Origin of the sequence: Nostoc sp. DedQUE05 (assembly GCF_034530955.1) — a bacterium.
Taxonomy (GTDB): Bacteria; Cyanobacteriota; Cyanobacteriia; order Cyanobacteriales; family Nostocaceae; genus Nostoc.
The window spans coordinates 1-12,011 of sequence record NZ_JAVRCB010000050.1 but is presented as its reverse complement, the minus strand read 5'-3'; the positions used below and the strand labels follow the sequence as shown (position 1 = coordinate 12,011).

Genomic DNA, 12,011 nt, shown 5'->3' with positions numbered 1-12,011 from the left:
TTCAATAAGCCTCGCATCGTGGAGACTCCAGCGAACGATCCCACTGCACCCCTACCCCCAATTACAGATGCAGATATTCAAAAGACGATCGCCCTTACTCCCCAATACGGACTGACCATTCTTCCTTCTGACTCCGCTCTCTATTAGCAACTGACTGCTTTAAACCCAACAATCGAAGGATTAGCATAATGAAAAAACTAGAAGGAAAAATCGCCCTTGTCACGGGTGGCAACAGTGGTATCGGTCTTGCCACAGCCAAACAGTTTGTTGCTGAAGGTGCCTATGTCTACATCACAGGTCGTCGCCAAGCCGAACTGGATGCTGCTGTAGAAGCCATCGGTAAAAATGTTACGGCTGTGCAGAGCGATGTTTCTAATCTGGCAGACCTCGATCGCCTGTTTGCCACCATTAAGCAAGAACAAGGACAACTCGATATCATTTTCGCTAATGCTGGCGGTGGACAAATTGCCCCACTTGGAGCAATCACTGAGGAACACTTTGACAAAACATTCAACGTAAACGTCAAAGGTTTGCTGTTCACCGTACAAAAGGCGCTGCCACTGTTGCCAGAGGGCGCTTCTATTATCCTGAATGCTTCGATTACTTCTATAAAAGGTACGCCAGCATTCAGTGTTTACAGCGCCACCAAAGCCGCCGTGAGATCGTTTGCTCGGAATTGGATACTCGACCTCAAAGAACGGAAGATCCGAGTGAATGCCATTAGCCCTGGTGTGGTTCCGACTCCTGGTTACGATCATTTGGGACTGAATGACCAGCAGTTGCAAGAATTTGTGGACAGCCAAGCCAGCACCATCCCACTGGGACGAGTCGGCAAACCCGATGAGATTGCCAAAGCCGTTGTCTTTCTCGCTTCAGATGACAGCAGCTTTGTGAACGGCATTGAGTTGTTTGTCGATGGCGGTATGGCACAAATTTGAAGTTCAAAAGGCTTTGATCGCTTACAAAGAGTAATCCCATGACTACATATCGCACCGTTTCGATTAATGGTTTAGATATCTTCTACCGTGAAGCTGGTTCTCGTGATAATCCGACGATTCTGTTATTGCACGGCTTCCCAACGTCGTCTCACATGTTCCGCAATCTTATACCTGCCCTCGCTGATAAATTCCATCTTGTTGCGCTTGACTATCCCGGTTACGGCAACAGTTCGATGCCAACTGTAAATGAATTTGACTACACGTTCGATCGCTTGGCTGAGATTGTAGAGAAATTCATTGCTGCGATCGCTCTCAAAAAGTACAGCCTTTATGTGATGGATTATGGCGCGCCGATTGGCTATCGGATTGCCGCTAAATATCCAGAGCGCGTGCAATCTCTGATTGTTCAAAATGGCAATGCTTACGAGGAAGGTCTACGCGAATTCTGGGAGCCGATTAAGGCATACTGGCAAGAGCGATCGCCTGAAAATGCTGAAAAGCTCAAATATCTTGTCACCCTGGAAGCAACGAAGTGGCAATATACCAATGGTGTTCGCAATCTAGAAGCGATCAGCCCCGATACCTGGACTATCGATCAACATTTCCTCGATCGCCCCGGCAACGGTGAGATTCAACTGGCACTGCTGTATAGCTATGGTACCAATCCACCGCTCTATCCCCAATGGCAAGAGTATTTTCGCAAAAATCAACCCCCTACCCTGATTGTTTGGGGCAAGAACGACTACATCTTTCCTGCTGACGGTGCTTATCCCTACCAGCGTGACTTGAAAGACGTTGAGTTCCATCTACTCGATACCGGACATTTTGCCCTGGAAGAAGATGGGGATGCGATCGCAAACTATATCGATCGATTTCTCACATCACGGCTGCAATCTGTTCTCACCTAAGCGGTGGAAATGATGGATTAAACCAATTCTCTAAAAAAATAAAAAATACCTACCTTTGTAAGGGCTTTTAGTGAAAAATTAAGGAGGATTGGTCATGGCAGCAATCGATACAGCACCGTTAGAAAACAGCCTGGGATTTCTAGCTTTAAACGATGTGGTAGCAACACGAACCCTTTTCTAGCTTCTGGCAGTTGTTCATAACACGCTTTAGCGAATCCAAACTCGCGAATAAGAACCTAGTGGTCTGCCAACCCAAAAATGCGCTTGTGAGGTTGGGTAAAGGGAAAAGGGACTCATGGTAAGGGATAAAAAACATGAGTCCCTTTCACCCTTCCCCTTTACCCCGCTTGCGTTGCCTTGGCGTACTACTAGTAACAGCTTAATTGTCTACTATTCCGATTTTTTCATCCATCGCAACGATATCTGAGGAGATCGACATGACAACAACGAGCAATTTCGATTTTGCTGCTTGCGAGGCACTACGCCTGCTCGGTCCCGATCCCGAAAACTGGGTGCCCGATCGCCCTGGCATCGATCACAATGTCACTATCATAGGTGGCAGCGGCAGCGGTAGCACCTTTGTATTTGCGCTACGACGTGCTGGGATCGGTCGCGTGACGGAGATCGATGCAGCCGATGACGAGGCTCATGCAGGCGTGTGGTTGACGCGAGCGCGGATGAGAACGCTCCGCACACCGAAACATTTGCCTGGCCCAGAACTAGGCATCCCAGAATTGTCCTTTCAAGCCTGGTACGAAGCGCGGCACGGTGCGGCAGCCTACGCGAAGATCGATCGCATTGGGCGAGTGACTTGGGCTGAGTACCTCAGTTGGTATCGGCATTTCCTGGGTATCCAGGTTCGTTACCAGACGAAGTTGGTGCGGATTGAACCAGTCGCAGGTTTCTTCCGCCTACACCTTGAGGTAAACGGTGTCCCGCAGGTAGAGACTACGCGCAAAATTATCTTCGCCAATGGCGTGGCTGGCACGGGTGGCCCGAACATACCTCCAATACTGGCTGACTTACCCCGCACGTTGTACGCGCATACCGCCGATGCCATCGATTTTGAAGCACTGCGCGGTAAGACTGTGGCGGTGCTGGGTGCGGCGGCTTCAGCTTTCGATGCAGCAGGTGTGGCGCTGGAATCGGGAGCTAAGGCAGTACATCTATTTGTACGGCGATCGGCGATCGCATCTCTGTCAGTCCTTCGGGTACGGGATTACCCTGGTGCTTACGACAACTATCCCCAACTACCCGATGCAGCCCGCTGGCTCCAGGCTTGGCGCTTTCATCAAGCAGGCACCGCGCCACCCCCGAACTCGATTAAGCGAGCGATCGCTTTCCCGAACTTTCACATCCATCTATCTGCACCTTGGAAATCGGCACGGAAACTGGGCGAACGCATTGCCATCCAGGTGAACGATGATGTTTTCGAGTTTGATTTTGCGATCGCTGGCACTGGTTACTTCGTTGACCCAACCAAGCGTCCCGAACTAGCCGACTTTGCCCAACATATTGCCCTCTGGCGCGATCGCTACCAGCCACCAGAAGGACTGCGCGACGACGGTTTGGCGGCACATCCTTACCTCGGTAGCGCCCACGAATACCAAGAAAAAGTACCTGGTACTGCCCCTTATCTGAAAGACATTCACGTATTTAATCCTGCTGGTTTGGTCAGCTTCGGATTGCCAGTTGGTGACATCCATAGCATCCGCCGCGACGTACCTGCAATAGTATCGCGCATCAGTCACGACTTGTTCTTTAAGGACTGGGCGCATCATGAGGCACGTATCACAGGCGATATTGCCCCCGATTTTGAGGACTCGCTCTATGCTGCTGCGGTGTGGAAACAACCGATCGAGGCAGCGACGCGCTAGGTTAACAACTTTTTCACCAGTAACAAATAATTCTGGCTCTTAAACGATGTCAGTAGAAAGCGATCGCCATTTCACGATCGCTGCCGATCGAGCATCACTGTTAAACCAATTCACTTAACAGTGTCATTTCAACAGATTGTTTACTAATTATCAAAGGAGAATGTCATGGTTGCTCAAGTAAATTCACAAGCAAAGATTTTGGAAGTTGCAGATGATCCACGTCTTTCTAAAGGGGTGAAGGCATTTTTGAAAGTGCTGAACTCAGGAGGTGTGCCTCTAGAGACATTACCTCCACTCGAAGCGCGTCAAGTTCTCGTAGATGCACAGGCTTCCGTTCCAGTAGACCTTTCAGGCATTGAAGAGTCTGAGAAGACAATTACTGCTGACGGTTATTCGATTACGCTCAACATCGTGCGACCGGAAGGTGTCAAAGGTACATTGCCTGTTTTCATCTTTATTCATGGTGGTGGTTGGGTGTTGGGTGATTATCCAACACACAAGCGGATGGTTCGCGATCTGGTTGTGCTTTCAGGGTTTGCAGGAGTCTTTGTCAACTATACGCGCACGCCAGATGCTCAGTACCCACAAGCGATCAATGAGATTTATGCTGCGACCAAATGGGTTGCCGAGCATGGTGAGGAGATTGGTGTAGATGGCAAGAATCTGGCAGTGGTCGGCAACAGTGTCGGCGGAAATATGACAGCTGTCACTGCTTTGAAGGCGAAAGAAAACGGAGGGCCACACATCAAGCTACACATCATGATGTGGCCAATCGTCGATGCCGATTTTGAAACGAATTCTTATCATCAATTCGGCGACAAACGATACCTAACCGTACCCACGATGAAGTGGATGTATGACCTGTACATCCCTGACCCAGAAAAGCGCAAAGACATCTACGCATCTCCCTTACAAGCGACGGTTGAGCAACTCAAAGGCTTGCCTCCAGCATTAATTGCGGTTGCAGAAAGCGATATTTTGCATGACGAAGGCACAGCCTACGGACGCAAGCTCGATGAAGCTGGGGTAGAGGTGACAACGGTGCAGTACAACGGCATGATTCATGACTTTGGACTGCTCAATGGTTTAGCCGAACTGCCAGAAGTCCGCTCTCTGTTTGTTCAAGCTGCTGCTGAATTGAAGAAACATCTGCAATAGGATGCGATCGAGGTTTTTGGGGAAGGGAAAAGATGCTCTCCTAAGAACCAAGGCAGGAGGCAGAAGGGAAGAGGATTTGACTCGTTTCTTCCATCCATAACGAAAGTGAGTGCGTCTGTAAACAGCTTCTATCGCTTTGCTGCTCACCGAGTTAGCGTAGGGAAAAAAAGGGTAAAGCGACTGTGCTTTGTGCAATCGCCTCATTCCTCATTAATCAATCCAAAGAGTCAACCCTATGCTCAAAGCAATTAAACAGAACCGCCGCCGCTTTCTGGGAACGGCGGCAGCAAGCATTTTCACAGAAATGGCACTCATGGGTACCGCACACGCAAGCTTCGACAAGCCCAAACGATCTGAATTTAGGTTTACTCCCATCAAGCAGATCAAAGCGGGTGTCCTCGACATCGGTTACTACGAAGCAGGGCCGAACGATGGATCTCCGGTGTTGCTGCTGCATGGGTTTCCGTATTCTATCGATAGCTACATTAACGTTGCACCAATGCTTACTGCACGTGGATGTCGGGTCATTGTTCCCTACCTGCGGGGACATGGATCAACCCGTTTTATTGACAGCGCCACACCACGCTCCGGGCAGCAAGCCGCGATCGGTGTCGATGCGATCGCTTTGATGGATGCATTGCAGCTGAACCGTGCTGTGCTTGCTGGCTATGACTGGGGTGGACGAGCCGCTTGCGTTGTTGCGGCTCTCTGGCCTGAACGATGCACAGGTCTGGTGTCCGTCAATAGCTACCTGATCCAGGATATTGCCAAAGCAGGGCTGCCACTTTCACCCGCGATCGAATCCGGGATCTGGTACCAATACTATTTCCAGACTGAGCGCGGACGTGCCGGATTGACGGCTAACAGACGTGAGATTGCGAGGATTCTCTGGACTCGCAATTCGCCGAACTGGCACTTTGATGAGGCAACGCTCGATCAACACGCCAGCGCCTTCGACAACCCCGATTATGTGGAGGTCGTCATTCATTCCTACCGCCATCGCCTTGGACTTGCTGCCGGCTATCCCATGTATGAGGAGCTTGAGCAGCGACTTGCCGCACAACCTACCATTACGGTGCCGACGATCACGCTGGATGGGGACGCAGATGGTGTTGTGCCAGCAACCGATGGGAAATCGACGGCAGCGAAGTTTAGCGGCGAACGTCAGCATCGGGTCATTCCAAACGTCGGTCATAACCTGCCCCAGGAAGATCCCAAAGCGTTCGCAACAGCGGTTTGGGAACTCGCATCAAAGAAACGTTAATGGCTTCTCTGGAGCGATGACTCTGCGCCGTTTCACCTTTAAATGGATCGTAATACAAACTACTCTCAGGTAATTACCTGCTATGAACAGCCACACACCGAGCGCTAGGGACATTATTGGATCACCACCGTTGATTACGATTGAAAACGAAGCACCACCCAAGCTGATTGTTGATCCACCGCTTCCCGAACCATTGGCACAGGGTCGCGTCTTTATCCAGTACCGGACGGAGAATTTGCGTGTGTTGCCGGTGTTCGGCAAAAGTGCCCTCGAAGTATCGCCGCGCATCGGTCATATCCACATCACCGTTGACGATGCGCCGTGGCACTTTGTCGATTCCAGTGGAGAAACGATCATCCTGGTCGGACTGGAATCTGGCGTACACAAGGTGCTGATCGAACTAGCTGACCCCACGCACAAAGTAATCACTAGCGAAACTGTGGAGTTCACGCTACCCGATCTTAAGAAATCATCATAAAAAAACTAGTAGTGTACCAACCCAAAATTGCTACGTGGAGGTAAGCAAGGGAGCAGGTTTGCTAGTGGGAGCAGGGGAGAACAATTGCAGTAAGTCTTTCCCCCCTGCCCCTCTGCCCCTTTGCTCCTCTGCTGACCACAACGCTTGCGTTTCCTTGGCAGACTACTAGAGGGAAAAATCGCAGTTGTGACGGGGGCTTCTGCGGAAGCGCTGCACATCGCGGGTGGTAGTCATTGATCTGTATTAAACTGCTTTTGAGGTAATTCGGTCGGCACGCACTTACAGCAGAATTCAGAATCCAGAAGTAAAACAGGGTTCATACCTGGCTTTGAGACTTAGTTTGTGTACTCCACCAACTTGAAATCTATGGATTCATGCGATGGCGTATTGCCAGCATCAACGACCTACCAATTCACCAAAGCGATTCTCCGTTCGCGCAAGCGTGCTGGAGGCATTAGGAGACGCTACGCGATCGCAAATACCACTGGATACTGGGTCGAATGGCACTAAGATAAGCGTAAACCCTTGATATTACTGGCTTTTGGGTATAGGGTGTAGGGTGTGGGGTTAAGGGTTGGAAAAAGATGTTGTTCTATTTGATGCACTAAAATTCAATTTTCTTAACACTACACCCAACACCCTACCCCCTACACCCTGCCCTGGCGCTTGTTTCATCTTTTCTTAGTGCCATTCGATACTGGGTCGTCGTCCTGACGATCGCCCCGGATTGTCAGACCTCAATCTTTGAAAAGCCCAACGACCATATCACCCAGTTTTTATCCTACAAGAAATCCACTGCTATGAATGCAAACAACGGCATCATTAGCCAGCTTAGTCAATATTCAGTGCCTGTAACCATTGATCGATTAGAAGCCGTCCTTCAAGTAAAAGGCATCACCATTTTTGCCCGCATCGATCAACAGGCTGAAGCCGAAAAAGTCGGACTAAGCCTGTGTCCTACACAGTTGTTGCTGTTTGGCAACCCGAAAGCCGGAACTTCCCTCATGGTGGCAGAACCAACGATCGCCCTGGATTTACCCCTGAAAGTACTGGCATGGGAAGCGACTGACAGCAAGGTTTGGGTGAGTTACAACGATCCTAATTACTTAAAACAGCGATTTTCTCTCTCGGATGAGTTGGTGAAAAATATCGCTATCATTGCACCTTTAATCAATCAAGCACTTAGTTCCGCCGATCGCAAATAAGTTGCAGAATTAGCACGCGATCGCACTTTGGCGTTTTTGAAACAGTATTTAAGCAGTGGTGTCAAAGTCTGAACTGGGGTGACTACTGCTAGATAATTCGCCCACCGCGATCGCCCTGGCAACCAAGATATTCTGATTTGGAATCACTGGAAAAACGCTGCATATCGTGGGTAGTTTTTAAGAAAGAGAACGGTGAAAAACAACAAGAAAAACCATGAACATTAACAAGAATGACATCGCAGTAGTCGTCATGAATCCGCAAAACGATGTCTTGAGCGAAAAAGGGGTTTTCTGGGATTTGGTAGGTAAGAATGTCAAACTCATTAATTTTGTAACACTCATGAAAAAATCTGTCTTACTTCTTGCTCTGCCAATCAGTATCTTAGCTAATTTTTCCTTAAAAGCTTCTGCTGATTCTACTGCTGGCATCGTCCTAAGTACGAAATGCCGGGGCGGCTACAACGTAAATATTTGGCAGAATTATACTTCAGGTGAACTACTTTATCGCGCCACTAGTCCCAACGGTAATTTAAGTTTGGGCAAAGGAACTAGCCAAGCGACAGAAGGTGTTCGAGTGTATAAGTTTCGGAGTGGAATTTATCAATACTGGGTGTGGGATGGCACGTTGGATAACCCGCAGTCTGGAACTTTAGAGGTGTATAAAAACAACCGTATCTTGATGAAGCAAGCTTGTAGAAAAAGTTGAATCCTCTAGCAGGTGTTATATCTTTTTGTCAACCCATCTGGGGCAAGCATCTTGAGTTACGCTTGCCAAATACATTATCGCTAAAACCCTCTTAGTCAGTTTTTTCTGAAATTCATAACACCTTCTAGAAATCGTATTCACCTATCAAACTCAAAGGATATGGAAGTGAACGCTCAACACTACGACGACATTATTATCGGCGGCGGCAAAGCGGGTAAAACACTAGCACCAGCGCTAGTCGCTGACGGGCGTAAAACCGCTCTGGTTGAACGCAGCTTAAATATGATTGGTGGCGGGTGCATTAATATTGCCTGCATTCCTACTAAAACTATGGTGGCGAGTGCCAATGTAGCAAACACAGTGCGAAAAAGTGCCGCTTATGGGGTTAAAACCAATACACCCAGCGTTAATTTAGCAGAGGTGATCCAACGAAAACGATCAGTTGTGCAAGGGATGCGTGAAATAAACTTGCACAATTTAGAAACGGCTCTTGATCACAACTTGATTATTGGCGAAGCAAGGTTTGTTGCTCCCAAAACAATTGAAGTAACGACGACTGAGGGGAACAATCGCTTACTTACTGCCGAACGCTTATTTATTAATACAGGCACACGACCGTTAATTCCATCCATTCCCGGACTCACAGAAGTTGAGTTTTTAACGAGTGAGTCGATTATGGAGCTAGAATACCTGCCCGAACACCTGATCGTTCTCGGTAGTGGCTATATTGGTTTAGAGTTTGCCCAGATGTTTCGGCGCTTTGGCTGTGGCGTTACTGTCATTGGACAAAGTGAGCAAATCCTGTCACCGCAAGATCCAGATATAGCGATCGCAGTTCAAACATTACTGGAACGAGATGGTATTGAATTCTTGCTGAAGGCGAAGGTGTTGAAGATCGATCGCACTGGTAATGAAACCATCCTGCAAATCCAAGTTGGCGATCGTGAAATCACCCTCAAAGGGTCGCATTTGCTCGTCGCCATTGGTCGTGCGCCCAATACCGAGAGCTTAAATTTAGCTGCTGCTGGTGTGGCAACCGATACACGCGGGTTTATTCAAGTTAACGATCGCTTAGAGACGAACATACCGGGGATTTGGGCGTTAGGCGATATTAATGGCGGCCCGCAATACACCCATATATCGCTCGACGATTATCGCATTATCAAAGCTAATTTAATTGATGGGAGCAACCGGAGTACAGGCGATCGATTGCTTCCATCGTGTCTATTCATCGAGCCAGAACTGGCTCATGTAGGTTTGACTGAAACTGAAGCACAGCAACAAGGATATGCTATCCGCGTGGCGAAAATCAATGCGTCAGCCGTTCCTAGAGCAAGAACACTCGGTCAAACCGATGGACTTCTGAAGGCGATCGTGGATGCAGATACAGGTCGTATTTTAGGGTGTTCCCTGTTGTGTCATGAAGCAGGTGAAGTGATTTCAACAGTGCAGATGGTAATGCAAGCTCAGATGCCCTACACCGTTCTGCGCGATGGTATTTTGACTCATCCCACGATGACCGAAGGATTAAATAAATATATTGTTTTCCAAGTTGTAAGGAGACAGCAATTGCAGACCCAAGGATTTACCAAACAAACGACATTTCACTCTTGAAAAAAGTAGATATAGCATCATGAGTAAAACATCTAAAGTCGGTATTATTGGTGCAGGTAATGTAGGTGCAGACGTTGCAAATGCTTTAGTTCTACTCGGTAGATGTGTAAGGGTTGTTCTTTTTGACCGAACCTTATCAAAAGCTGAAGGACAAGTATGGGACATTGAAGACAGCATTCCCCTACTTAAAGAGATGGAAATCATACCATCAAATCAGTATGAAGACTTAGCTGATTCAGATATCATTGTTGTGACTGCTGGGGTGCAGCCGAAACTTGGACAGACGCGATTAGATACATTGAGCGACAATGCAGAGATTATACGTTTGACAATCAAAGAATTGGATCGAGTTGCACCAAACTCAATCGTAATTATCATTAGCAATCCAGTGGATGTACTAACGCGGATTGCAATCGCTACTTCCAGCAGAGCAGAAAACCTAATTTTCGGTTCAGGAACCGTTCTTGATACTGCTAGACTGAGATATCAACTTGGAAAGCAACTGAATGTTGCAAAACAAGACATTCATGCTTATGTGATTGGAGAGCATGGAGACAGTCAATTTGTCGTTTGGTCTAGTGCATTTATTGGGGGAATTTTGTTAACTGAATTTCCCATACCACAAGGAGCAACGCTAGAACAAATTCAGCAAGAGTACGCACAGTTAACTCGTAAACGAGGCCATAACATTTTTGAACGCAAAGGAAATACAAGCTATGGTATATCAACAGTAGTTTGTCAGTTAGTTGATACCATCCTGCGAGATGAAAAGCAGATATTTCCAGTATCGGCCAGAGCAGATTCTAACTATGGAGTTGGCCGTGAAGTTGTTTTTGGACTTCCATGTATCATTGGCTCAACAGGTATTGAGCGCCAACTGCTGTTATCAAGAAATGCTCAGGAACAACGCTTATTAGAAGAATCAGCCAACAAACTCAATGAAGCCTATAATTTTTTGCATAATTAAAATCAAATTGAACCCCTGACTTTTCACGGGATGTGGAAAAGGGGGTTGGTTCGCAATTAGCTGTCACGAACCGAACCTTTGAACTTATCGGATTTCTACAGGAACGTGAGTTCGATGAACCTCTCCCTCCCAACCTCCCTCTCCCACGGGGAAAGAGAGGAGCAACGAGAAATTAGAGTTTTGGCTCCCCTCTCCATGTCGGAGAGGGGTTGGGGGAGAGGTCAAAAAAGGGCTTGTCGAACTCACGTTACAGGAATACAGCAAATTCGAGTTGAGTAAACGAACGATTTAGTGTCATTTTGCTTAGTTGTTGCAGCCATAAGTTCTACTCCCAATATGTTCTGGAAAATGAACGATCGTTAGCTTAGTAATTTGCCCCGCAGCAAGAGCCACACTGTCCCTAGAGCAATACTGCTCGATCGCAATATTTGCGCCAATGAATAGCAGTAGTGCCAATTCTTGCATCATTCCAGTCATGCCGCGTTCAACAAGGCGCAAGGATGCCAGCGACAAGGCGGCAATGCCGAGGGTGAATGCCCAGTAGGTAGCTGTAAAGGGTTGTTGAAACAACCACGGTAGCAGCCGCAGTAGAATCAGTCCTTGCAACAGTCCATAGCCGAAGAGAAACTGAGCAAAGGCATCGGGTTGACCACTGGTGATACTCAAATAAGCAACACAGCCAACGGCAGGGGGGGCAAGTTGAATGCCCAGCGTTGGACGTAGTGGTTTAGGCAATGCTTCTAACAAGTAGAGGCGCTGCATAATCATCGACTCCAGTGCTAGCCACGAAAACAGCCCTCCTCCAAAAAACAACAGGCCCCACTCTCGATAACCAAGGGTACTAGTAGTCTGCCAAGCCAACTTTGCTAGGTTAAATTTGGATATAAACGCTCCAT

12 protein-coding genes and 1 pseudogene are annotated in these 12,011 nt (G+C 47.9%); 12 read left to right on the top strand and 1 reads right to left on the bottom strand.

What is annotated here, in order from left to right:
- Positions 1-18: 18 nt before the first annotated feature.
- The 12 genes from RMZ42_RS28650 to RMZ42_RS28595 all read left to right on the top strand — a co-directional run bounded on the left by RMZ42_RS28650 (position 19) and on the right by RMZ42_RS28595 (position 11,115).
- Positions 19-147: a hypothetical protein gene (locus RMZ42_RS28650; protein ID WP_322674598.1), complete on the top strand. Its 129-nt coding sequence runs from the start codon at positions 19-21 to the stop codon at positions 145-147.
- 41 nt (positions 148-188) lie between these two features.
- Positions 189-938, top strand: a complete 750-nt coding sequence (locus RMZ42_RS28645; RefSeq protein WP_322674597.1) for a glucose 1-dehydrogenase — start codon at positions 189-191, stop codon at positions 936-938.
- A gap of 38 nt (positions 939-976) precedes the next feature.
- Positions 977-1,846: an alpha/beta hydrolase gene (locus RMZ42_RS28640; protein ID WP_322674596.1), complete on the top strand. Its 870-nt coding sequence runs from the start codon at positions 977-979 to the stop codon at positions 1,844-1,846.
- 437 nt (positions 1,847-2,283) lie between these two features.
- A complete protein-coding gene (locus RMZ42_RS28635; RefSeq protein WP_322674595.1) occupies positions 2,284-3,723 on the top strand; it encodes a SidA/IucD/PvdA family monooxygenase in 1,440 nt (479 codons plus the stop codon).
- A gap of 252 nt (positions 3,724-3,975) precedes the next feature.
- Positions 3,976-4,881 carry an alpha/beta hydrolase gene (locus RMZ42_RS28630; protein WP_322674594.1) on the top strand — a complete coding sequence of 302 codons (906 nt, stop codon included), beginning with the start codon at positions 3,976-3,978 and terminating at the stop codon, positions 4,879-4,881.
- A gap of 235 nt (positions 4,882-5,116) precedes the next feature.
- Complete coding sequence (locus tag RMZ42_RS28625) at positions 5,117-6,145, top strand: alpha/beta hydrolase (RefSeq protein WP_322674593.1); 1,029 nt, start codon at positions 5,117-5,119, stop codon at positions 6,143-6,145.
- Between the two features lie 82 nt (positions 6,146-6,227).
- Positions 6,228-6,623, top strand: coding sequence for a DUF6130 family protein (locus RMZ42_RS28620; RefSeq protein WP_322674592.1), 396 nt, complete (start codon positions 6,228-6,230; stop codon positions 6,621-6,623).
- 366 nt (positions 6,624-6,989) lie between these two features.
- Positions 6,990-7,133, top strand: a complete 144-nt coding sequence (locus tag RMZ42_RS28615) for a hypothetical protein (protein ID WP_322674591.1) — start codon at positions 6,990-6,992, stop codon at positions 7,131-7,133.
- Positions 7,134-7,423: 290 nt separating this feature from the next.
- Positions 7,424-7,828, top strand: a complete 405-nt coding sequence (locus RMZ42_RS28610) for a DUF302 domain-containing protein (RefSeq protein WP_322674590.1) — start codon at positions 7,424-7,426, stop codon at positions 7,826-7,828.
- 214 nt (positions 7,829-8,042) lie between these two features.
- Entirely contained in the window at positions 8,043-8,534 is a 492-nt protein-coding gene (locus RMZ42_RS28605) for a hypothetical protein (RefSeq protein WP_322674589.1), read from the top strand.
- Between the two features lie 159 nt (positions 8,535-8,693).
- Complete coding sequence (locus RMZ42_RS28600; RefSeq protein ID WP_322674588.1) at positions 8,694-10,148, top strand: mercuric reductase; 1,455 nt, start codon at positions 8,694-8,696, stop codon at positions 10,146-10,148.
- Between the two features lie 19 nt (positions 10,149-10,167).
- Positions 10,168-11,115, top strand: a complete 948-nt coding sequence (locus RMZ42_RS28595; protein ID WP_322674587.1) for an L-lactate dehydrogenase — start codon at positions 10,168-10,170, stop codon at positions 11,113-11,115.
- A 303-nt stretch (positions 11,116-11,418) separates the two neighbouring features.
- Here the strand turns inward: RMZ42_RS28595 and RMZ42_RS28590 are convergent.
- A pseudogene (locus RMZ42_RS28590) lies at positions 11,419-12,011 on the bottom strand (hypothetical protein); the annotation flags it as partial.

Coding starts and splice junctions, on each gene's coding strand:
- RMZ42_RS28645 (WP_322674597.1), top strand. CDS start 189: ATGAAAAAACTAGAAGGAAAAATCGCCCTTGTCACGGGTGGCAACAGT.
- RMZ42_RS28640 (WP_322674596.1), top strand. CDS start 977: ATGACTACATATCGCACCGTTTCGATTAATGGTTTAGATATCTTCTAC.
- RMZ42_RS28635 (WP_322674595.1), top strand. CDS start 2,284: ATGACAACAACGAGCAATTTCGATTTTGCTGCTTGCGAGGCACTACGC.
- RMZ42_RS28625 (WP_322674593.1), top strand. CDS start 5,117: ATGCTCAAAGCAATTAAACAGAACCGCCGCCGCTTTCTGGGAACGGCG.
- RMZ42_RS28620 (WP_322674592.1), top strand. CDS start 6,228: ATGAACAGCCACACACCGAGCGCTAGGGACATTATTGGATCACCACCG.
- RMZ42_RS28615 (WP_322674591.1), top strand. CDS start 6,990: ATGGATTCATGCGATGGCGTATTGCCAGCATCAACGACCTACCAATTC.
- RMZ42_RS28610 (WP_322674590.1), top strand. CDS start 7,424: ATGAATGCAAACAACGGCATCATTAGCCAGCTTAGTCAATATTCAGTG.
- RMZ42_RS28605 (WP_322674589.1), top strand. CDS start 8,043: ATGAACATTAACAAGAATGACATCGCAGTAGTCGTCATGAATCCGCAA.
- RMZ42_RS28600 (WP_322674588.1), top strand. CDS start 8,694: ATGGAAGTGAACGCTCAACACTACGACGACATTATTATCGGCGGCGGC.
- RMZ42_RS28595 (WP_322674587.1), top strand. CDS start 10,168: ATGAGTAAAACATCTAAAGTCGGTATTATTGGTGCAGGTAATGTAGGT.